Origin of the sequence: Corallococcus macrosporus, from assembly GCF_017302985.1 — a bacterium.
GTDB lineage: Bacteria > Myxococcota > Myxococcia > Myxococcales > Myxococcaceae > Corallococcus > Corallococcus macrosporus_A.
In genome coordinates, this window is the sequence record NZ_JAFIMU010000017.1 from 652,197 (window position 1) to 673,519 (window position 21,323).

The following is a 21,323-nucleotide window of genomic DNA, read 5'->3' on the forward strand; positions in this document are numbered from 1 at the left end:
ATGAAAGCAGGGGTGGACGCGGGGAAACCGTTCGGCGCGGAAGTCAGCGGGGCCGTCCCGGTCCCGGTGGACCGGGCGGGCGGTGGCTCCTGGCGCTCAGACGGCAAGGCAGTCACGTCCAACGAACCTCTAGGATGGTGCCGTGGGCGCGGGTCCCTCATGAACTTCCCGACCCAATGCGGCGCGGGACCATCATTCATGAGCACGGCAGTGTCAACCATTCTGTGGGGAGTGGGAATAAGGAGCGCTTAGCATCTTCCGGGGCGGTTGCGACAAGTTGCCCGCGCGGGGGGATGAATCCCGCTTCTGGCGATCGGAAGGGAGCTTTGCGCGAGGGGTCTCCTCCCTCTGGGATCAATCCCTTTCAGGCGGCGCGCTACAGGGTGCGACGGTGCGCGCCACGTCTGAAGCGGGGCTACTCGGAGTCCGGGTCGCCAGGGTCGCGCCAGCGATCGCGGCGCTTCTGGAGCAGGCGGTCCACCAGCTCGCGCACGCGGGCGTCGCGGTGGAAGTGGGCGTCGTGGCGGCTGCCCTTGCCCTGGTTGCAGCGGGCGCAGGCCAGGCCCAGGTTCTCCAGCGCGTCGGTGCCGCCGGCGCTCCGGGGCACGATGTGCTCGATGGTGGCGCGGCTGATGGGCTCGCCGTCCAGGCCGACGGTGAGGTGGGCGTTGCAGTGCAGGCACTTGCCCATCCACACCTCGGCGCCCCGGTGGGGGACGCGCTCGAAGGTGGCGTCGGTGGCGATGATGCCCAGGACGCGGCGGCGCTTGGCCTGGCTCATGGCGCGCTAGACCTCCACCACCGCGGTGCCGGCGACGGCGTAGACGCGGTCCTTCTTGCCCCGCCGCACGTCCAGGCCCCCGGTGAAGGCGCTGAACGCGGGCAGGACGCCCACCCCGGGGCGCAGGTGGAAGCACGGCAGCCGCAGCCGGTCCGCCCCGCCCGTCAGGCGCACCATGGGGTGGAGGTGCCCGGCCCACACGTAGCGGCCTGTAGCGGGCTCCGGGTGGTGGGCGAAGCGGAACGGGCCTTCATCCCATGCGTCCTCGCGATCCTCCATCCGCCAGGTGGGAGGGAGGGCCCGGACGTGGCGGTCGTGATTGCCGCGTATCAGCACGACTTCTAATGATGCATGGTTTTCGCGCCAGGCATTCACGCGACGGATGACGTCGGCGGTGAGCCCCTGTTTCGAATGGACTAGGTCTCCCACCAGGAGCAAACGCCGGGCACCGGTGGCGGTGAGGGCGGAGGACAGACGGGCCAGGTCGTCCTCCAGGACGCCCAGGGGCAGGGGGATGCCGTGCTGCTGGAAGGACTCGGTCTTGCCCCAGTGCAGGTCGGCCACGGCGAGCACGCCGGCTTCAGGCCAGTGCAGAGCCCGTTCCGGGAGCAGCTCCACGTCCGCGTCCGCTACGCGGGTCTGGCATCGGCCTGGGACCATCGCTCCTTGAGGCGCTCCACGCGGTCCAGCAGGGATTCGTTGGACACGCTCGCGCTGATGCGCTCGACGACGAGCGGGAAGGCCAGCGGCGAGGGCCGGTGGACGTGGACGACCTCGACGGGGCGTGCCTCCAGGCGCTCCAGGGTGCGCGCGAGCCGGCCCTGTTCGAACTGCTGCTCCAGGACCTCGCGGCGTGCCTGGCGCAGCAGGAGGTTGTCCGGGTCGTACTTCACGAAGACGTCATAGAGGAGCGCGGAGCTGGCCTGCACCTGGCGGGTGGACTTGCGCGCTCCGGGCAGGCCCGGCATCACCAGTCCGGCCACGCGGGCGATGTCGCGGAACTGCCGGCGCGCGAGCTCGCTCAGGTTCACGCTCTCCAGGATGTCCTCCACCAGCCGCTCGCGGGTGAAGAGGGCCGGGCGCAGGGCTTCATCGAAGGGGAAGGGCGTGGGGGTGAGCAGCTCCAGGCCGTAGTCGTTCACCGACAGGCTGAAGGTGGCCTTCCGCAGGCGCGTCAGGCGCAGGGCGAGGAGCGCGGCCAGGCCCTCGTGCACGAGCCTTCCTTCGAAGGGATAGAGGAAGAGGTGGTGGCCGTCGCGCGTGCGGCAGACTTCCGCCAGACAGCGGCCGTCGCCGGGGATGCGCGACAGACGGGCCTGCGCGTCGAGGATGGGCCACGCGGCGGCGATCTCATCCCGTGTGACGTCGCCCTGACGCGCGGCCTCCAGCGTGCGGCGCATCGCGGACGCGAGCGAGGTGGAGAGGGGCAGGCGGCTGCCGCCCCAGCGCGGCGTCTGCGTGGCCTTGGCCTTCGCGGGCTTCACGTACGCCGTCATGTCCTTGAAGCGGCTGAACTCCAGACGGCGGCCCGCGAAGAGGAAGGTGTCCCCGGGCTTCAGGCGGCTGACGTAGGACTCCTCCACCGTGCCCAGGTTGCCGCCGCTCCAGTAGCGCAGCTGCACGGACGCGTCCGAGGTGATGGTGCCGATGTTGAGCTTGTGCAGCCGGGCGAGCCGCACGTCGGGCACGCGGAAGCGGCCGTCCACCTCCACCACGCGTCGGAACTCCGGGTAGGCGCGCAGCGTGGGGCCGCCTTCGCGCACCAGGGTGAGGGCCCAGTCGAACTCCTCGTCCGTGAGGGACGCGTAGCTCGTGGCGGTGCGGACCTCGTCGCGCAGGGCCTCGCGGGTGAAGCCTCCGCCCAGCGCGCACGTCACCAGGTGCTGGGCCAACACGTCGAGCGGCTTGGACAGCGGCGTGCGCGGCTCCACCTCGCGGCTCGCGATGGCGTCCCGCGCGGCGGCCATCTCCACCAGCTCCAGCGCGTGCGTGGGGACGAAGAGGATGCGGCAGGTGGCGCCGGGGCGGTGCGCGCTGCGGCCCGCGCGCTGGAGGGTGCGGCCGATGCCCTTGGGACTGCCAATCTGGATGACGCGCTCCACCGGGCCGAAGTCCACGCCCAGGTCCAGCGAGGACGTGCACACGACGAGGCGCAGGCTGCCGTCCTTGAGGCCTCCCTCCACGCGCTCGCGCTCCTCGCGGTCGATGGATCCGTGATGCAGCGCGAGCAGGTGCTCCCACTCCGGGCGCAGGAAGCGCAGCCCTTCGAACCAGCGCTCTGCTTGCGAGCGCGTGTTGGTGAAGAGCAGCGTGGACTGCGTGGGGTCCAGCCACTCCGCCACGCGCGGGAGCATGGTGAAGCCCAGGTGGCCAGACCAGGGGAAGGTGTCCACCTCCTCCGGCAGCAGCGTCTCCACGTCCACCGGGCGTTGCAGATCCGCGCTCACCAGCGTGGGCTTGCGGTCCGTGCCGACGACGGTGCGCGCGGCCTCCTCCAGGTTGGCGAGCGTGGCGGACAGCGCCCAGATGCGCAGGCCCGGGGCGAAGTGGCGCAGGCGCGCCAGGGCCAGCTCCACCTGCGTGCCTCGCTTGGAGGCGAGCAGCTCGTGCCATTCGTCCACGATGACCGCGCGCAGGGACGCGAAGTTCTCCGCCGCCTGCTCCTGGGTCAGCAGCAGGGAGAGGGATTCCGGCGTGGTGATGAGGACCTGGGGCAGGCGCTCGCGCTGACGCTGGCGCACGGAGGAGGACGTGTCTCCCGTGCGGCTCTCCACCTCCAGGTCCGCGTCCAGCGCGTTCAACGGTTCGCGCAGGGCCTGCTCCACGTCGCGCGACACCGCGCGCAGCGGCGTGAGGTAGAGGATTTGAAGGCCCTTCTCGTTGCGCTCGGCCACGTCCGCCAGCGGACCGATGTAGGCCGCGTAGGTCTTCCCCGCGCCGGTGGGCACGTGGATGAGGCCGCTGTCTCCTCGCGCGTAGGCGGCCCAGGCCTCCTCCTGGAAGGCGTACGGCGTCCAGCCCTTGGCGGCGAACCACTGACGGAGCTGATCCATCGGCGCGCCCTGGTAGGGAGAAGGGCTTCGGGGGACAGGGCGCTTCGCTCGGGTGCGCTTCGGTGCTTCGGTTTGATTCTCCGGCGCGTGCTTGCCGCGCATGCGATTGCGGCGGCGCGGCTTAGTGGGCTGCATGGAGCAGCCCCTTCAGCGAGTCGAGCGTGTCCGCGTCTCGCGCCGTCTTGTCCGCGCGCCAGCGGGCGATGCGGGGGAAGCGCAGGGCGATGCCCGACTTGTGTCGCGGGGACGGGGCGATGGCTTCGAAGTGCAGCTCGAACACCTGCTCTGGATCCACCGAGCGCACCGGACCGAACTTCTCCCGCGTGTGGGCGCGGATCCACCGGTCCAGCCGGCTGATCTCCTCGTCGGTGAGGCCCGAGTAGGCCTTCGTCACCGGCAGCAGGTCCTCGCCGTTCCACACCGCGAACGTGTAGTCCGTGTAGAGCGCCGCGCGCCGGCCGTGGCCCGGGTGCGCGTAGAGCAGCACCGCGTCCACCGTGTACGGGTCGATCTTCCACTTCCACCAGTCACCGCGCTTGCGCCCCGTCTGGTAGACGGAGTCCAGGCGCTTGATCATCAGGCCCTCGACGTTGCGCGTGCGCGACTCCTTGCGCAGCTCCGCCAGGGCCTCCCACGACGGCGCCGTCACCGAAGGGGAGATGGGGAAGCGCGGGTGGTCCTTGAGCAGGGCCTCCAGCCTCGCGCGGCGCTCACGCAGGGGCAGCTCGCGCAGGTCCTTGCCGTCCTGCTCCAGCAGGTCGTAGACGACGAACGCGGCGGGGGCCTCCGCCAGCACCTTGGGCGTGAGCTTCTGTCTGCCAATGCGGCGCTGGAGCCGGGCGAAGGGCAGGGGCGTGCCGTCCTCGTAGGCCATCACCTCGCCGTCCAGCACCGTGCCTTCGGGCAGGGCGCGGGCGGCCTCGGTGATTTCAGGGAAGCGTTCGGTGATCAGCTCCTCACCCCGGCTCCAGAGGAACACGTCGCCCTGGCGGCGGATGAGCTGGCCCCGGATGCCGTCCCACTTCCATTCGACGAGCCAGTCACTCAGCTCGCCCAGAGACTCCGGCGGCTGCTCCAGCGGGGACGCGAGGTAGTACGGATACGGGCGCGACACGTGCCCGTCCGACACGTCCGGCGCGACGAGCTGTTCGAAGAACGCCTTCGTGGGCGACCACGTGCCCATCAGCCGGTGCGCCACGCTGGGCGCTGGCAACCCCGTGACCTGCGCGATGGCGCGGACCACCAGCGTGTTGGACACGCCCACGCGCAACTCACCCGTGAGCATCTTGTTGAGCAGGAACAGCTCGCGGCGGGGCATGGACCTCCACCAGCCCACCACGCGCTCTCGCTGCTCCGATGCTTCCAGTCCGCGCAGCGGCAACAGGCGCTCTTCCAGCCAGCGTGAGAGGGGAAGCTCCTCGGCGTGCTCGGGCGGGAGGTTCGCGCCGTCGAGCAGCAGGGCAATCACCTCCGCCAGGTCTCCCACCGACGCGTAGACCTCGTCGAAGAGCCAGTCCGGGATGCCCGTCAGCTCCTGCGTCCAGCCCACCAGCAGCTTCGACGTGAGCAGCCGCTTGAGCTTCTGGCCCGTGAAGAAGAACAGTCCCCAGGCGGCGTCCTCCGGCGGCGTCTTCCGGAAGTACTGCGCCATCGCCTCCACCTTCGCGTTGGTGGAGGTCGTCTGGTCGAGCGTGTCGTACAGGTCGGCCAGTGCTCGCACGGGTCAGTCCTCCGCTTCGCCCTCGAAGGGCGTGGCGAGCGGCGAGGCATCCACGCCCCGCTCCCGCAGATAGTGCGACAAAGGGTCGGTGTAGCCGTGCGTGACGAGCACCTTCTCCGCCTGCGTGTCCGCCACCGTGCGCAGGAGGTCCGGCCAGTCCGCGTGGTCCGACAGCACGAAGCCGCGGTCGTAGCCACGGCGGCGCCGGTTGCCGCGCACGCGCATCCACCCCGACGCGAAGCCCGTCTCCGCTTCACCGAAGCGGCGCATCCACGTGGAGCCGGCCGCGCTTGGCGGCGCCAGCACCAGCGCTCCCGCGAAGGACGTGCCCTTCTCCGTCTCCGACACCAGTTGCGTGGGCATCATGGGGATGCCCGCCTCGCGGTACGCCGTGACGAGCCCGTTCACCGCGCCGTGCACGTAGGCCGGCCGGTCCGTCAGCTTGCCCAGCTCCGCCAGGAGCCGCTGCGCCTTGCCCAGCGCGTAGCAGAACAGCACCGCCGAGCGCCCCGCCTCGCGGTTCGCGTCCCACCAGCGCAGGATCTCCTGGGCCACGAGGCCCGTGTCCTCCCAGCGGAAGATGGGCAGGCCGAACGTGGCCTCGGTGATGAAGGTGTGGCAGCGCACCACTTCGAACGGCGCGCACGTGGGGTCCGGCGTGCGCTTGTAGTCGCCGGAGATGATCCACACCTCGCCCCGGTGCTCGATGCGGATCTGCGCGCTGCCCAGCACGTGGCCCGCGGGGTGGAAGCTCACGCTGGTGTCGCCGACGGTGAGCTTCTCGCCGTACTCCAGCGTGTCGATGACCGCGTCCGCGCCCAGCCGGCGCTGCAACAGCCCCAAGCCGGCGCGCGCGCCCAGGTATCTCTTGCTGCCGCTGCGCGCGTGGTCGCCGTGCGCGTGCGTGACGAGCGCCCGCTCCACCGGACGCCAGGGGTCGATGTAGAAGTTCCCCGCCTGGCAGTAGAGCCCCTGCGGCGTCACGGAAACCAGCGGCGTTCGTTCCTGGTGGGTCGCGGTGGCCACGGTCCTCTAGAGGTAACGAGGCCTTGGACCGGGGGCTACCTACAGCCCGGCTGTCCTCCGCGCTCCGCTGACAAGGGGGCGGGCGTCCTTCCAGGCGCTGCTTGCGATCCAAACGACGAAGCCAGGGACCGGAGGGCCCCTTGGATGGTGGGCGTGGACGGGGGATAAACCCGGGAACCTCCCACTTCCGGACCCTTTCGTGATGCTGACGCCCGCGCTCCTCCTGTCCCTCACCCTGGCGCAGTCCACTCCTGCTTCGGACGCGGTGCTCGAATACAGCTCGCCGCTGACGGAGGACAGCGCGCCGGATCCGGAGGGCTTCTCGTTCACCGCCTTCACGGCGGGACAGACGGTCTACCTGGGCGTGGACGAGGCGAACCTGCGCGCGAGCGCGGCGGCGGACGCGGGCGTGGTGAAGACGCTGATGCTGGGCACTCCCGTGCGCGTGCTGAAGGTGGGGACACGCGCGAAGGTCGGCGAGTACATCAACACCTGGTACCAGGTGGCGGTCGTGGACGCGAAGGCGGCTCCGGGCACGGCGCCGGTGTCCGGTTGGGTCTTCGGCAACACGCTCACGCCGTTCCGCTTCGAGGCCGACCTGGACGGGGACGGCGAGCTGGAAGTGGCCACGGTGGTGATGAGCAACGAGTTCAAGGCGCGCGTGCGCGTGCTGGAGCCGAACGTGAAGCCGCCTCGCCGCGTCAGCAGCGTGGACGTGGCGGTGGCGTCCACGGACTACGGAGGAGGGCGGGGCGGCCCGGTGAAGGTGACGCTCGTCCCCGCGAAGCAGGCGGGCGTGACGCTGCTGCAACTGGACTCCACGCCGGAGCGCTGCGGCGACTACGTCACGTCCTACGTGAGCTACACCGGCTCGAATGGGAAGGCGGGGGTGCTGGGCAAGGCGAAGCTGGCGCTGGAGCTGGGCGGGCTGATGGACCCGCCGAATGAGAGCTCCTTCAAGGTCTCCTTCCAGCCGGCCGCGAAGCGCGCGGTGGTGGTGCGCACGAGCGTGGAAGAAGAGGAAGAAGGAAAGCCCCAGAAGGTTACGGAGCGCGAGGTCTATCAGTGGCAGGACGGCGTGTTCGCTCAGGCGAAGCCCGTCGCGAAGCCGTAGTCGCAGGGCCCGGAAGGCCGGGCACCCGGGCGCCCCTCCGGGAAGTGGCAGAGGGGTCAGGGCAATGACCATGGATGCGCAGGAGCGGAAGGCAGCCTACCGGCAGCGCGCGGAAGCAGGCCAGGCGGTGCCGGTGTCGGTGGAGTTGCCGGCGGACCTGGATACGCCGCTGTCGGCATACCTGAAGCTGGGCGGTGGAAGCCGCGGCTTCATCCTCGAGTCGTGCTACGGCGGCGAGCGCTTCGGGCGCTACAGCCACGTGGGCGTGAACCCGGCGGGCCGCGTGCGGCTGGACCGGGACGGGCTCACGTTGTGGCGTGGCTCGCACGAGGAGCGCCGCGAGGGCCGCCCCCTGGACGTGCTGCGCACACTGTGGCGTGAGCTCTCCGTGGCGACGCTGCCGGGCGAGGCGCCCTTCCTGGGCGGGCTCGTGGGCTACCTGGGCTACAACGCCACGTCCTGGTTCGAGCCCAGCGTGCCGGACCGCCACCCGCGCGACACCGGCTTCCCCGACTCCGAGTGGCTGGTGGCCGAGGACTTCGTCACCCACGACACGCGCACCCAGACGCTCAAGGCCATCGCCATCGCCCGGCCCGCGCTGCACGGCAGCGTGGCGCAGGCGCTGAAGGACGCGGAAGCGCGCGCGGAGGCCATGGCGGAGCGGCTGCGCCGGCCGCTGCCACCCGAGGCCTACGCGCCCGCGCCCACGCAGAAGAACGCGCCGGCCCCGGTCGCGTGCTGGGACCGCGAGGGCTACGCGCGGGCGGTGGAGAAGGTGCAGGAGTACGTGCGCGCGGGGGACTGCTTCCAGGCGGTGCTCGCGCGCAGGTTCGAGGCGCAGGGCGCCATCCCGCCGCTGTCGCTCTACCGGGCGCTGCGGCGGGTGAACCCGTCGCCGTACCTGTTCCTCGTGGACCTGGGCGAGGCGCGGGCGCTGGTGGGCGCGTCGCCGGAGTTGCTGGTGCAGGTGCGCGATGGGGACGTGGTGGTGCGGCCCATCGCGGGCACGCGCCGCCGGGGCGGCTCCGAGGCGGAGGACCAGCGGCTGGAGAAGGAGTTGCTCGCGGACGAGAAGGAGCGCGCCGAGCACATCATGCTGGTGGACCTGGGGCGCAACGACGTGGGCCGCGTGGCCGCGCCGGGCACGGTGCGCATCGAGGACCTGATGATCATCGAGCGCTACAGCCACGTCATGCACATCGTGTCCCAGGTGCGCGGCAAGCTGGACACCACGCGCTTCGACGCGCTGGACGCGCTGGCGAGCACCTTCCCCGCGGGCACCGTGTCGGGCGCGCCGAAGATTCGCGCGATGCAGATCATCGACGAGCTGGAGCCCATGCGGCGCGGTCCCTATGCCGGCGCGGTGGGCTACCTGTCCTTCTGCGGCACGCTGGACGTGGCCATCGCGCTGCGCACCTTCTTCGTGGATGGCGACCGCACGATGTGGACCGCTGGCGCGGGGCTGGTGGCGGACTCGGACCCCATGAAGGAAGCGGACGAGACGGAGGCGAAGGCGGGTGCCATGGCCGCCGCGCTCCGCCTGGCGCGCGAAGGAGGTGGGCGGTGATCCTCGTCATCGACAACTACGACTCGTTCACCTTCAACCTGGTGCAGTTGCTCTACACGCTGGGCGCGGAGGTGAAGGTCGTGCGCAACGACGCGCTGGACGTCGCGGGCATCGCGGCGTCGGGCGCGTCGCACCTGGTGGTTTCTCCGGGACCGTGCACGCCGCACGAGGCCGGGGTGAGCGTGGCGGCCATCTCCCAGTCGCGCGTGCCGGTGCTGGGCGTGTGCCTGGGGCACCAGTCCATTGGCGCGGCGTTCGGCGGGCAGGTGGTGCGCGCGCCGGAGCCCGTGCACGGCAAGGCGGCGCTCATCCGGCACGAAGGCACCGGCGTCTTCACGGGCGTGCGGCAGGGCTTCCAGGCGGCGCGCTACCACTCGCTGGTGGTGGCCGCGGACTCCATGCCCGCGGAGCTGGAGGCCACGGCGTGGAGCCAGGACGGCCTGGTGATGGCGCTGCGTCACCGCACGCGGCCGGTGGTGGGCCTGCAGTTCCATCCGGAGAGCGTGCTGACTCCGGAGGGCCCGTCGCTGGTGCGCAACTTCCTGGAGGGGAAGCTGTAGCGCTTCAGCCCTTCAGGTGCGTGGTGTCGTTCCAGCTCACGAGGACCGGCTGCTTGCCGCCGGCCTCGGAGCCCAGCACGCTGATGGACGCCGTGCCCAGGTGGAAGAGCCTGCCTCCGTCCGGGGGCAGGCCCAGCCAGCGCGCGGCGAGGATGCGCAAGAGGTGCCCGTGGGAGAAGAGGAGCACGTCGTCGTCGAGGGCGCGTGCCTCCTCGATGACGCGGTCCACGCGGGCGCCCACCTCCTCCAGCGTCTCCCCGTTGGGCACGCCGTCCTTCCACAGCGTCCAGTCCGGGCGCGTGGTGCGGATGTCCGCGCCGGTGCGGCCCTCGTAGTCGCCGTAGTTGAACTCCAGCAGGTCGTTCTTCTTCTGGGCCGCGTCGCCGTAGCCCGCGAGCACGCACGTCTCCAGGGCGCGCGTCAGCGGGCTGGTCCATACGGCGGCGAAGCGCCACGCGCTCAGGGGCGCGCGGAGCTGCTCCGCCATCTGGCGGCCCTCCTCCAGGAGGGGCAGGTCGGTGCGGCCGGTGTGCTGGCTGCTGCGGCTCCACTCCGTCTCACCGTGACGGACGAGGACCACCTGGGGCGCGCGGGATTTCATGGCGCCAATCTGTACTACCGCTTGCGTGTCCGCCACTCCTCGCGACTCTGCCCCCAGATTTCGACCTCGTGGTCGTTGTAGGGCGCCGGCAGCATGCCCATGCGCAGGAAGCGCGAGCCCAGCCGGCGGGCCACCTGCTTCGACGGCTCGTTGGGCGGGGAGATGGAGTGGATGACCTCCGTCCACCCGGCGTGGTCGAAGGCCCAGTCGATGGCGGCCGTGGCTCCCTCGGTCGCGTAGCCCTTGCCCCACGCGTCGCGTGACAGGCCCCAGCCGACCTCCGTGCCCGGCCAGTCCGCGGGCATCCAGGGCCCCAGCCGGCCCACCCACTTCCCGGTGGACTTCTCGATGAGGGAGAACATGGAGAAGCCCTGGAGCACCCAGGAGCCGGCCATGGCGCAGACGGCGCGCCACACGTTGGAGCGCGGCTGGACGCCGCCGATGTACCGCGCGGTCTCCTCGTCCGCCATCATCGCCACGAAGCCATCCAGGTCCTGGAGCGTGGGCGGGCGCAGGATGAGGCGCGGCGTTTCGAGGGTGGGTCCCAGGCTTGGGAGGCTTTGCATGTCCGGTCTCCGGGTGTCAGGCTTTGACTCGCATGGTGAACGTACTCCTGTCGTTGTGGCTGGTGGCCGTGAATCCGCCGGACGCGGGCACGGCGTCCGCGCCTGCCCGGCCCGTGGCGCTGGCGGACTTCTTCCAGAAGCCGGACCGGGTGGAGACCTTCGAGGCCGACGTGGACGGGTCCCTCTCCCCGCCGTCGAAGAAGGACCGCCGGCCGCGTGTGGGGATGTTCCTCTTCAGCAAGCAGGGGAAGGACCTGAAGCCGGAGGACATCCAGGCGCTGGGGGCGAGCTGGACGTCGCCGGCCGCGACGCCGCCGCAGCCCCGGCTGCTCTGTGCCTTCAACCCAGACCTGGCCCTGCGCTTCTGGCGGGGCCAGGAGTGGGCCGCGGTCGTCATCTGCTTCACCTGCCAGCAGATGATCTTCTACGACGCCAGGAACCAGCAACTGGACGGCGGGCGGTTCAACGACTTCGCGCTGACGCGGCGCCTGTACCAGGAGGCCGTGTCTCCCAAGCCGCCGGTGCCGTACTGAGGACGGCGGCCTTCAGCGCTTCAGGCCGCGCTTGATGTCCGCGCAGAGCTGCTTCGCCGCGGCCGGGCCGTCCGAGTGGGCGGCCTTCACCAGCGCGCTGCCCACCACGACACCGTCCGCGTGGGCCACCAGCGGCCGGGCCGTCTCCGCGTTGGAGATGCCGAAGCCCGCCACCACCGGCACGGACGCGGCGCGCTTCACCAGGTCCAGCCGCTGCGACAGGTCCGGAGGCAGCTCCGCGCGCATGCCCGTCACGCCCGCCACGGACACGCAGTAGACGAAGCCCCGTGCATCCCTCGCGATGGCCTCCGCGCGCGCGGGCGGCGTCGTGGGCGCGCACAGCGGCACCAGGTCCACGCCCTCCTTGTCGAACGCGGCGCGGATGCCCGCGCTCTCCTCGGGCGGCAGGTCCGGGAGGATGGTGCCCGCGATGCCGCGCTCGCGCGCGAGCTTCGCGTAGCGCTCCTCGCCCATGGCCATCACCACGTTGACGTACGTCATGATGACCAGCGGCGTCTCCGGGCAGCGGCGGCGCACCTCCGGCACCACTTCGTCCAGCACCCGGCGCAGCGTGGCCCCGGCCTTCAGCGCGCGCTCCGACGCGGCCTGGATGACGGGGCCGTCCGCGATGGGGTCGCTGAACGCCACGCCAATCTCCAGCACGTCCGCGCCGCCCTCCACCATCGCGGCGAACACGTCCACGGACCGGGGCAGGTCCGGGTCGCCCGCCATCGCGTACGCCACCAGCGCGCCCTCTCCCCGGGCCTTCGCCTTCGCGAACGCCTTGCCCAGTTCCGCGCTCATGACTTCACCCCCGTGGCGGGCGGCACGCCGCGCGCCGAGATGGTCGCCACGTCCTTGTCGCCCCGGCCCGAGCAGTTGATGACCAGCTGCTTGCCCTTGCCCAGGTCGCGAGCCAGCGCGCGCGCCGCCGCGAACGCGTGCGACGTCTCCAGCGCGGGGAGGATGCCCTCCGTGCGCGCCACCTCGTAGAAGGCCGCGAGCGCTTCATCGTCCGTCGCGGTGCGCACCTCCATGCGGCCCGTCTTCGCCAGGTGCGCCAGCTCCGGCCCCACGCCCGGGTAGTCCAGGCCCGCGGAGATGCTGTGCGCCTCTTGAATCTGACCGTGCTCGTCCTGGAGCACCAGCGAGCGCGAGCCGTGCAGCACGCCCTCCGTGCCCAGCGTCAGCGACGCGCCGTGCTGGCCGGAGTCCAGGCCGTGGCCCGCCGCCTCCACGCCCACCAGCCGCACCGACGTGTCTCCGATGAAGGGGTGCAGCGCGCCGATGGCGTTCGAGCCGCCGCCCACGCACGCGATGATGGCGTCCGGCAGCCGGCCGATGGCGGCCTGCGTCTGCGTGCGGATCTCCCGGCCGATGACGGATTGGAAGTCGCGCACGATGGTGGGGTAGGGGTGCGGGCCCGCCGCGCTGCCGATGACGTAGTAGGTGTCCTGCACCTGCGACACCCAGACGCGCATGGCTTCGTTCATCGCGTCCTTGAGCGTGCGCGAGCCGGACTCCACCGGCCGCACCACCGCGCCCAGCGCGCGCATGCGGAAGACGTTGAGCGCCTGGCGCTCCACGTCCAGCGCGCCCATGAACACCTCACAGGGCAGGCCGAAGAGGGCGCACGCGGTGGCGGTGGCCACGCCGTGCTGGCCCGCGCCCGTCTCCGCGATGATGCGCTTCTTGCCCATGCGCCGGGCGAGCAGCACCTGGCCCACGGTGTTGTTGATTTTGTGCGCGCCCGTGTGCGCCAGGTCCTCGCGCTTGAGCCACACGTTCGCACCACCCCAGGACTCGGTGAGGCGGTGAGCGGGCGTCAGCGTGGTGGGGCGGCCCACGAACTCGCGCAGGACGCGGGTGACCTCTTCATTGAAGGACGCGTCCGCCTGCGCCTTCGCGTAGGCCTCTTCCAATTCCAGCAGCGCCGGGACCAGGGTCTCCGGCACATAGCGTCCGCCGTAACGGCCGAAGCGGCCCACGGCAGTGTCCGTCGTCATGGCACGACTCCTCAGGGGTTGAGGGACCGGACGGTGCGCACGAAGGCGCGCACCGCGTCCAGGTCCTTGATGCCGGGGGCCGACTCCACCCCGCTGGCCACGTCCACACCGTAGGGCCGGGTGGCCCTCACGGCCTCGGCTACGTTCGAAGGCTTGAGGCCGCCCGCCACCAGCACCGGCAGGCCGCAGTCCGCCAGCTCTTTCACCAGCGACCAGTCGAAGGTGACGCCGCCGCCGCCGTAGCCCGGGGCCGCGCCGTCCAGGAGCAGCCCCGCCACGTCGCCCACGCCCACGTAGGTGCGCGCCTTCGCCACGTCGTCCGGACCGCGCACGCGCAGCGCCTTGATGACGGGCACGCCGTAGCCGGAGCAGGCCTCGGGGGGCTCGTCGCCGTGGAGCTGCACGGCGGTGAGGCCGCACTCGCGCACGCGCACGCGGATGTCCTCCGGCGTCGCGTTGACGAACACGCCCACCATGGCGGCCAGCGGGGGCCGCGTGCGCCCGAGCGTCGCCGCCGTGGCCAGGTCCACGAAGCGGGGCGAGGCCGGATGGAAGTTGAGGCCCATCGCGTCCGCGCCCGCGGCCCACACGCCCTTCGCGTCCTCGACGCGCGTCACGCCGCAGACCTTCACGAGGACGTTCATGTCCCGCCGCCTTCCAGCCCGAGCAGCCGGCGCAGGGCCCGGCCCGGGTCGGCGTCGCGCAGGAGGGATTCACCGACGAGGACCGCGTCGGCGCCGGCGTCGCGCGCGGCGGTGAGGTCCGCCAGGTGCTTGAGGCCGCTCTCCGCGACCAGCGCCGTCGACCGGGAGCGCAGCGCGGGCATCACCCGGAGCGCCGTGCCGGTGTCCGTCTTCAGCGTGGCGAGGTTGCGGTTGTTGAGGCCGACGATGCTCGCGCCCGCGGCGAGCGCGCGTTCGGCGTGCGCCTCCGTGTGGGCTTCCACGAGGGCGGCCACGCGCACCTGCTTCGCTGCGGCGACCATCTCCCGGAGCTCCGCGTCCGTCAGCGCGTCCGCGATGAGCAGCACCGCGTCCGCGCCCCAGGCCGCGCTCTCCTCCACTTCGCTGGCGGCGACGAGGAAGTCCTTGCGAAGGACGGGGATGGAGACGGCGGCGCGGACCGCGACGAGGTCCTCCAGGCTGCCGCCGAAGTCCGGCCCGTCGGTGAGCACGCTGATGGCGCAGGCGCCGGCGGCTTCATAGGAACGGGCCACCGCGACGACGTCCGCGTGAGGGAAGGCGCCGCCCGAGGGGCTTTTGCGCTTCACCTCCGCGATGACGTTGACCGGATGTCCGGGCACGCGGCGCACCAGCGCCTGCGCGAAGTCCCGCGTGGGGGGATGCGCGCCGTGCGTGGGAGGAGGACGGGTCCCCAGCTCCCGGCGCTTGCGCGCCATGATGACGTCCAGCGTGCCGGGCGCTTCCGCGGTCTTCGCGGCGGATGACGAGGTCGTCATGTCGGGACGCCTCGCGTGCTGGCGTTCGCCGCCAGGGCAATGCCCACCGTGACGACACCTCGCGTGCCGCCAGTCGGCATGCGCGTCGAGGCGGGAGCACCGCTCGCCATGGCGATGTCTTGCGTGCTGGCGACAGCCATGAACGTCGCGGCAGGAGTGCCGCTCGTCATGACGACGCCTCGCGTGCGGAGGCCTGCCGCCCGCTTCGTGTTCGAAGTGCGCGCCGTCATGCCGCGGCCTTCTGGATGAGCGCGGCGAGCTTGCGTTCGGCGGCCCCGGAGTCGATGGCGTGCTCGGCCCGCTTCACGCCCTCCTTCAGGGTGTCCACCAGCCCGACGATGAGCAGCGCGGCGGCCGCGTTGAGCAGCACCGCCGTGCGCACTCCGTCACGCTCCCCCGCGAGCAGCCCGCGCAGGCGCTTCGCGTTCTCCTCCGCGTCGCCTCCCGCGATGGACTCGCGCGGCACCATGGACAGGCCCGCGTCCTCCGGCGTCACCGTGAAGCGGCGCACGGTGCCGTCCGCGCACAGCTCCGCGACCTCCGTGGGCGCGCACGGCGAAATCTCATCCAGCCCGTCGTGCCCGTGCACCACCCAGGCGCGCCGGCTTCCCAGCCGCCCCAGCACCCGCGCGGTCTGCTCCACGCGCTGCCGGTCGAACGTGCCCAGGAGCTGGTAGCGCGCTCCCGCCGGGTTCGTCAGCGGCCCCAGCAGGTTGAACACGCTGTGGAAGCCCAGATCCCGGCGCGCCTGCGCCACGTGCCTCAGGGCACTGTGGTGCGAGGGCGCGAAGAGGAAGCCCACCCCGTGCTCGTCGATGTCGCGCGCCACCTGCGCGTGCGCCCGCTCCATGGACACGCCCAGCGCCGCCAGCACGTCCGCGCTGCCGCAGCGGCTGGAGACCGCGCGGTTGCCGTGCTTGGCCACCGTCGCCCCCGCCCCGGCGGCCACGAAGGCCACCGCGGTGGAGATGTTGAAGGTGTGCGCCCCATCACCCCCCGTACCGCAGGTGTCGAGCACCACCTCCGCCTGGGGAGCAATCCTCGCCGCGCAGGCCCGCATGGCCTCCGCCGCGCCGAGGATTTCGTCCTCGGTCTCCCCCTTCATGCGCAGCGCGGCCGCCAGCGCGCCAACCTGCGCGGCGGATGCCTCGCCCGCGAGCATCTGGCCCATGACAGAGGCCATCTCCTCGCGGGAGAGGTCGCGCCGGCCCACCACCTTGCCCAGCGCTTCCTTGAGCGTCATGGCCTATCCCAGCCGGACCGTTTCGCGGCCCATCGCGGCGGCGATGGCCCGCACCTCGCCCATGGCCTTCTCGAACTCGGAGAAGTCCAGCGACTGGAAGCCGTCCGACTTCGCGCGCGGCGGATCCGGATGCACTTCCACGATGAGGCCGTCCGCGCCCGCGGCGACCGCGGCCCGCATCATCGCGGGGACGGCCTTGCGCACGCCGATGCCGTGCGACGGGTCCACGAACACGGGCAGGTGCGTCAGCGCCTTGAGCATGGGCACCGCGTTCAGGTCCAGCGTGTTGCGCGTCATGTTCTCGAACGTGCGGATGCCGCGCTCGCAGAGGATGACCTGGGTGTTGCCGCGCGCGACGATGTACTCGGCCGCCATCAGGAGTTCCTTGATGGTGGCGCTGATGCCGCGCTTGAGCAGCACGGGCTTGCGCGTCTCGCCCACGGCCTCCAGCAGGCTGAAGTTCTGCATGTTGCGCGCGCCCACCTGGAGGATGTCGGTGTGCTGGGCGACGGCGTCCAGCGTCGCCGTGTCCTTCACCTCCGTCGTCACCAGCAGGCCCGTCTCCTTGCGAGCCTCCGCCAGCAGCGCCAGGCCGTCACCCTTGAGGCCCTGGAACTCATAGGGGCTGGTGCGCGGCTTGAACGCGCCGCCGCGCAGCATGGTGGCGCCGGCCTTCTTCACCGCCTGGGCGGTGGAGATGATCTGCTCGCGCGACTCCACGGAGCAGGGGCCCGCGATGACGTGGATGGCGGCGCCGCCGAGCGTGAGGTCGCCCACGCGCACCTGGCTGTCCTCCGCCTTCACCTCGCGGCTGACCAGCTTGAACGGCTGGGAGATGGGGATGGCGTCCGCGACACCCGGGAGCACGCGGAAGGGCTCCGGCTCCACCGCGCCGGGGTTGCCCGTGATGCCGATGGCGGTGCGTGAGCCCCCTGGGATCGCATGCGGATGCCAGCCACGGCGGCGGATCTCATCGTTCACTCGCTCGATGTCCTGGGCCGTCGCGTCTGGGCGCATCACGATCAACATGGGGGACTCCTGCTCTTTCTCTCCAAAGGGCACGCCGGCGGATGCCGACGTGGGTGTGCCTGGAGCATCCGGCACACGGCAAACGTTTGCCGTAACTGTCGGATGCCCGCAACCGAACCAGAGTCTTGCTTGCACGTTGTCGCGTTATCAAGCCAGGGTCCGCACGCTCGCTGGACGGGAGGCGGACCATGGCGAAGCGGCCCGGGGTCATCGTCGTGGGAGGAGGGCTCGCGGGCCTGGCGTGCGCGACGGCGCTGCTGGAGGCGCGCGTGGACGCACACGTGCTGGAAGCAGGGGACGCACCGGGCGGAAGGGTGCGCACCGACTCGTACGAGGGGTTCCTGCTGGACCGGGGCTTCCAGGTGTACCTCACGGCCTACCCCGAGGGCCGGCGGGTGCTGGACCTCGACGCCCTGTCGCTCCAGCGCTTCATCCCAGGCGCGAAGGTGTGGCGGGGTGGGCGGCTGCACACGCTGGCGGACCCAGCGCGGCGGCCCGTCACGGCGGTGTCACACCTGTTCGACGCGCCCGGGGGCCTGGCGGACAAGCTGCGCGTGCTGGAGCTGCGGCAACTGGCCACGTCCGGTGAGCTGGGGGACCTGTGGCAGCGGCCCCAGCAGGAGTCGCGGCACCTGCTGCGCGACCTGGGCTTCTCCGAGGAGATGCTGGAGGCGTTCTTCACGCCCTTCTTCGGCGGCATCTTCCTGGAGCGCGAGCTGAACACGTCCAGCCGGATGCTGGAGTTCGTGTTCCGGATGTTCTCCAGGGGCCACGCGGCCGTGCCGGCGAACGGCATGCGCGCCATCCCCGAGCAACTGTCGGCGAAGCTGCCGTCGGCCGCGCTGCGGATGCGCGTGCGCGTGGAGGAGGTGTGGGGCCACCGCGTGCGCCTGCCGGGCGGGGAGGTGCTGCACGCGGACGCGGTCGTGGTGGCGACGGATCCGGGCACCGCGGCGTCGCTGCTCGTGGGCATGCCGGCGCCCCGGATGAACCGCGTGTCGTGCCTGTACTTCGCCGCGCCGGAGCCGCCGGTGGAGGGGCCCTGGCTCGTTCTCAACGGCGAGGGGCGCGGGCCGGTGAACAACGTGGCGGTGATGAGCGAGGTGTCCGCCGCGTACGCGCCCCAGGGGCAGGCGCTGGTGTCCGTGTCGGTGGTGGGCGACGCGGGCGGCGCGGACTCGCTGGAGGCGCGGGTGCGCGCGCAGCTCACGGAGTGGTTCGGCGCGGCGGTGTCCGCGTGGCGGCACCTGCGCACGTACGACCTCCCGGAGGCGCTGCCCGCGCAGCCTCCGGCCGCGCTGGTGGAGCCGCACAAGCCCGTGCGGCTGGCGGCGGGGCTCTACGTGTGCGGCGACCACCGCGAGAACGCGTCCATCGACGGGGCGCTCGCGTCGGGGCGCCGCGCGGCGGAAGCGGTGCTGCTGGACCTGGGACGTTGAGGCGTGCGCGTCCGGGGAATATTGCCGTTCATGAAGGGCAGCCAGACAGGCGATTGGCGGCTGGACGCGTTGCCCGCAGCGGACCTAGGGTCGGAAGCGCACTCGCTCTTCCAAGGAATCCGTTCATGCTCCGCCGCCTTGCCCTCCTGGGGTTGCTCGGTCTCGTGGCCTGTCCCGGTGACAACAGCACCGACGATGACGACGACACCACGTCCACCAAGGGGACCGTCACCGGCACCCTGCAGCCGTTCCAGTCCGGCTCCGCCGCCGCGAACGCCGGGTCGTCGCTGGATGCGTTCTTCTCCCTGCCGGGCGCGAAGGACCTGTCCAAGAAGGTCTCCACCGCGCTGGCGGCGCGGGGCGTGTGGCGCACGGGCATCCCGTCCAAGCCGCTGACGCATGAGGCGTCGCTGCTGCCCGGGGAGCTCATCGTCCACTTCGACACGCCGAACCTGTCCGCGGAAGAGGCCGTCGCGCAGGCGCGCATCGCGGGCTACCACGTCGTGCACCAGGCCTTCCTGAGCGAGACGCAGCACCTCTTGCGCTACGAGGTCAGCCAGCCGCAGGCGATGTCCGGCGGAACGCCCGCCGTGCGCGCCCTCACCCAGGCGGAGCACGTGCGCGTGCTCTCCCAGGTGCAGGCCGTGCCGGGCGTCCAGAACGCGGAGAGCAACCTGCGCGTGCATGCGCTGGCGGTGCCCAATGACCCGCTCTACTCGCGGCAGTGGCACTACAAGAACATGAACCTGCCGGCGGCCTGGGACCTGGGCACGGGCAAGGAGTCCATCGTCGTGGCGGTGCTGGACACCGGCATCACGAACCACCCGGACCTGAACTCGCGCGTGCTGCAGGGCGTGGACCTCATCTCCAGCACCGCCAACGCGGGCGACGGTGACGGCGTGGACGCCGACCCGACGGACAACGGCAAGGACCTGCCCAACGGCGGCTCATCGTACCACGGCACGCACGTTGCGGGGACCATCGGCGCGGCGTCCAACAACGGCGTGGGCGTGGCGGGCGTCACCTGGTCCGGGCGCAACATCCTGCCGGTGCGCGTGCTGGGCACGCAGGGCGGCTCGCTGGCGGACATCATCGCGGGCATCACCTGGGCCAGCGGCGGCAGCGTGCCGGGCGTGCGGGTGAACACCACGCCCGCGAAGGTCATCAACATGAGCCTGGGTGGCAACGGCTCCGCGTCGGCGGAGATGCAGGCCGCCATCAACGCGGCCTCCAACCGCGGCGCCATCCTGGTGGTGGCGGCGGGCAACGAGAACGCGAACACCTCCTCCAGCTTCCCGTGCAACCAGCAGAACGTCATCTGCGTGGGCGCGGTGCGCTTCAACGGCAAGCGCGCCAGCTACTCCAACTTCGGCACGCAGGTGGACATCATGGCCACCGGCGGCCAGACGAGCGAGGACCGCAACGGCGACGGCTTCCCGGACGGCGTGCTGTCCACGCTGCCCAACAGCAGCAACCAGCCCTCGTATGACTGGTACCAGGGCACCAGCATGGCCACCCCGCACGTGGCGGGCATCGTGGCGCTGATGCTGGCGCAGAACCCCGACCTCAAGGTGGCGGACGTGGAGGGCATCCTGCGCGACACCTCGGATACGACCAGCCAGTGCTCCGAGGGCTGCGGCGCGGGCCTGGTGGACGCGTACGCCGCGGTGCTGCGCGCCAAGGGCGGTGGGGACCCGTCGCTGCCGCCGAAGCTGGCCATCAGCACCACGCAGCTGTCCTTCACCGGCACGGCGTCGCAGACGCTGACGGTGCGCAACAACGGCGGTGGCACGCTGCAGGTGGGCGTGGCCGTCACCGGCGCCAACGCCTCCTCGGTGTCCGTCTCCAACACGTCGCTGTCCATCCCCGCGTACAAGTCCGGGTCGCTGAACGTGAGCGTCACGCCGGGCTCGCTGCCGGCGGGCAGCTACGTGGCGCAGATCGACCTGACGGGTGCGTCCGGCGCGGGTAACGCGCAGGTGCTGGTGAAGTTCCGCGTGGGCGCCTCGGATGAGAAGGACGCGTACATCGCGTTCGCGTACCTGGACGCCGCGGGCGAGGTGCAGATCGACGACGACGGCATCGCCCCGGTGTCCGCGTCCGGCGGGTACGACTACAGCCTGAAGCTGACGCCTCGCGACTACCTGGTGCTGGCGTCCATCGACGACACGGGCGAGGGCGACTACTTCGATGACGGCGACCGCGTGGGCTTCTGGCGTGACACCACCCAGGTGGAGACGGTGTCGGTCACGAAGGGCAAGACGACCAGCGGCATCAGCTTCACGCTGGTGCCCTACCAGTCGGAAGAAGACCCCGCTCCCAGCTCGAACATCGGCAAGCCCTGCACCAGCAGCAGCGAGTGCGGCAGCGGCGGCCTGTGCGCCACGGGCGAGTACTTCCCGGGGGGCTACTGCACCCAGGACTGCCTGTCGGCGAAGTGCCCGTCGGGTTCGGCCTGCTACGCCAACTCGACCGGCACCAGCGCCTTCTGCTTCGCGTCCTGCACGCCGGGCGCTCCGGGGGCGTGCCGCTCCGGCTACGTGTGCGGCGACGACGGCTCGGGCAACGGCGTGTGCCTCACCCCGTGAGGTGACGTCCGGGCTGGCGGTGCGCGGATGAACGTGCC

General features: G+C 71.5%; 20 protein-coding genes. 6 read left to right on the forward strand and 14 right to left on the reverse strand.

Annotated elements, in window-relative coordinates:
- Positions 1 to 415: 415 nt before the first annotated feature.
- The 5 genes from JYK02_RS38950 to JYK02_RS38970 are packed head-to-tail and all read right to left on the reverse strand — an operon-like array spanning position 416 to position 6,580.
- Positions 416 to 781 (reverse strand): HNH endonuclease, encoded by a 366-nt coding sequence (locus tag JYK02_RS38950; protein WP_207058030.1) that lies wholly within the window; start codon positions 779 to 781, stop codon positions 416 to 418.
- 6 nt (positions 782 to 787) lie between these two features.
- On the reverse strand, positions 788 to 1,441 hold the full coding sequence (gene pdeM / locus JYK02_RS38955) for a ligase-associated DNA damage response endonuclease PdeM (protein ID WP_207058031.1): 654 nt from the start codon (positions 1,439 to 1,441) through the stop codon (positions 788 to 790).
- Positions 1,411 to 3,936 carry a ligase-associated DNA damage response DEXH box helicase gene (locus JYK02_RS38960; protein ID WP_347402687.1) on the reverse strand — a complete coding sequence of 842 codons (2,526 nt, stop codon included), beginning with the start codon at positions 3,934 to 3,936 and terminating at the stop codon, positions 1,411 to 1,413. Before JYK02_RS38960 ends, pdeM begins: the two co-directional genes overlap by 31 nt.
- A gap of 19 nt (positions 3,937 to 3,955) precedes the next feature.
- The gene (locus tag JYK02_RS38965; protein WP_207058033.1) at positions 3,956 to 5,554 is read right to left on the reverse strand and encodes an ATP-dependent DNA ligase; all 1,599 of its coding nucleotides are present in this window, start codon (positions 5,552 to 5,554) and stop codon (positions 3,956 to 3,958) included.
- A 3-nt stretch (positions 5,555 to 5,557) separates the two neighbouring features.
- Positions 5,558 to 6,580, reverse strand: coding sequence for a ligase-associated DNA damage response exonuclease (locus tag JYK02_RS38970; RefSeq protein WP_207058034.1), 1,023 nt, complete (start codon positions 6,578 to 6,580; stop codon positions 5,558 to 5,560).
- 202 nt (positions 6,581 to 6,782) lie between these two features.
- Here JYK02_RS38970 and JYK02_RS38975 point away from each other — a divergent pair, with 202 nt between their 5' ends.
- The 3 genes from JYK02_RS38975 (at position 6,783) to JYK02_RS38985 (ending at position 9,821) form a co-directional block, all read left to right on the forward strand.
- On the forward strand, positions 6,783 to 7,694 hold the full coding sequence (locus tag JYK02_RS38975; RefSeq protein ID WP_207058368.1) for an SH3 domain-containing protein: 912 nt from the start codon (positions 6,783 to 6,785) through the stop codon (positions 7,692 to 7,694).
- A gap of 70 nt (positions 7,695 to 7,764) precedes the next feature.
- Complete coding sequence (locus tag JYK02_RS38980) at positions 7,765 to 9,261, forward strand: anthranilate synthase component I family protein (protein ID WP_207058369.1); 1,497 nt, start codon at positions 7,765 to 7,767, stop codon at positions 9,259 to 9,261.
- Positions 9,258 to 9,821: a glutamine amidotransferase-related protein gene (locus JYK02_RS38985; protein ID WP_207058035.1), complete on the forward strand. Its 564-nt coding sequence runs from the start codon at positions 9,258 to 9,260 to the stop codon at positions 9,819 to 9,821. The genes JYK02_RS38980 and JYK02_RS38985 overlap by 4 nt, the downstream gene beginning before the upstream one ends.
- Positions 9,822 to 9,825: 4 nt before the next feature.
- Here the strand turns inward: JYK02_RS38985 and JYK02_RS38990 are convergent, their stop codons facing one another.
- Together JYK02_RS38990 and JYK02_RS38995 are read right to left on the reverse strand one after the other, a co-directional pair.
- A complete protein-coding gene (locus JYK02_RS38990; protein WP_207058036.1) occupies positions 9,826 to 10,422 on the reverse strand; it encodes a histidine phosphatase family protein in 597 nt (198 codons plus the stop codon).
- A 14-nt stretch (positions 10,423 to 10,436) separates the two neighbouring features.
- On the reverse strand, positions 10,437 to 10,988 hold the full coding sequence (locus tag JYK02_RS38995) for a GNAT family N-acetyltransferase (protein WP_207058038.1): 552 nt from the start codon (positions 10,986 to 10,988) through the stop codon (positions 10,437 to 10,439).
- 32 nt (positions 10,989 to 11,020) lie between these two features.
- Between JYK02_RS38995 and JYK02_RS39000 the strand changes: the two genes are divergently transcribed.
- On the forward strand, positions 11,021 to 11,521 hold the full coding sequence (locus JYK02_RS39000; RefSeq protein WP_207058040.1) for a hypothetical protein: 501 nt from the start codon (positions 11,021 to 11,023) through the stop codon (positions 11,519 to 11,521).
- Between the two features lie 12 nt (positions 11,522 to 11,533).
- On the opposite strand, the gene trpA is transcribed toward JYK02_RS39000, so the two are convergent.
- The 7 genes from trpA to aroF are packed head-to-tail and all read right to left on the reverse strand — an operon-like array spanning position 11,534 to position 17,258.
- Positions 11,534 to 12,325 (reverse strand): tryptophan synthase subunit alpha, encoded by a 792-nt coding sequence (gene trpA / locus JYK02_RS39005; RefSeq protein ID WP_207058041.1) that lies wholly within the window; start codon positions 12,323 to 12,325, stop codon positions 11,534 to 11,536.
- Positions 12,322 to 13,527, reverse strand: a complete 1,206-nt coding sequence (trpB, locus tag JYK02_RS39010) for a tryptophan synthase subunit beta (RefSeq protein ID WP_207058042.1) — start codon at positions 13,525 to 13,527, stop codon at positions 12,322 to 12,324. Before trpB ends, trpA begins: the two co-directional genes overlap by 4 nt.
- Positions 13,528 to 13,538: 11 nt before the next feature.
- Complete coding sequence (locus JYK02_RS39015; RefSeq protein ID WP_207058043.1) at positions 13,539 to 14,171, reverse strand: phosphoribosylanthranilate isomerase; 633 nt, start codon at positions 14,169 to 14,171, stop codon at positions 13,539 to 13,541.
- The gene (locus JYK02_RS39020; protein ID WP_207058044.1) at positions 14,168 to 14,986 is read right to left on the reverse strand and encodes an indole-3-glycerol phosphate synthase TrpC; all 819 of its coding nucleotides are present in this window, start codon (positions 14,984 to 14,986) and stop codon (positions 14,168 to 14,170) included. Before JYK02_RS39020 ends, JYK02_RS39015 begins: the two co-directional genes overlap by 4 nt.
- Positions 14,983 to 15,216, reverse strand: coding sequence for a hypothetical protein (locus tag JYK02_RS39025; protein ID WP_207058045.1), 234 nt, complete (start codon positions 15,214 to 15,216; stop codon positions 14,983 to 14,985). The genes JYK02_RS39020 and JYK02_RS39025 overlap by 4 nt, the downstream gene beginning before the upstream one ends.
- Positions 15,213 to 16,229, reverse strand: a complete 1,017-nt coding sequence (gene trpD / locus JYK02_RS39030; protein ID WP_207058046.1) for an anthranilate phosphoribosyltransferase — start codon at positions 16,227 to 16,229, stop codon at positions 15,213 to 15,215. The genes JYK02_RS39025 and trpD overlap by 4 nt, the downstream gene beginning before the upstream one ends.
- 3 nt (positions 16,230 to 16,232) lie before the next feature.
- Positions 16,233 to 17,258, reverse strand: a complete 1,026-nt coding sequence (gene aroF / locus JYK02_RS39035) for a 3-deoxy-7-phosphoheptulonate synthase (RefSeq protein ID WP_207058047.1) — start codon at positions 17,256 to 17,258, stop codon at positions 16,233 to 16,235.
- Positions 17,259 to 17,446: 188 nt separating this feature from the next.
- Between aroF and JYK02_RS39040 the strand changes: the two genes are divergently transcribed.
- Both JYK02_RS39040 and JYK02_RS39045 read left to right on the forward strand, forming a co-directional pair.
- Complete coding sequence (locus tag JYK02_RS39040) at positions 17,447 to 18,697, forward strand: NAD(P)/FAD-dependent oxidoreductase (RefSeq protein ID WP_207058049.1); 1,251 nt, start codon at positions 17,447 to 17,449, stop codon at positions 18,695 to 18,697.
- Between the two features lie 125 nt (positions 18,698 to 18,822).
- A complete protein-coding gene (locus tag JYK02_RS39045; protein ID WP_207058061.1) occupies positions 18,823 to 21,285 on the forward strand; it encodes a S8 family serine peptidase in 2,463 nt (820 codons plus the stop codon).
- The last annotated feature ends 38 nt before the right edge of the window (positions 21,286 to 21,323 follow it).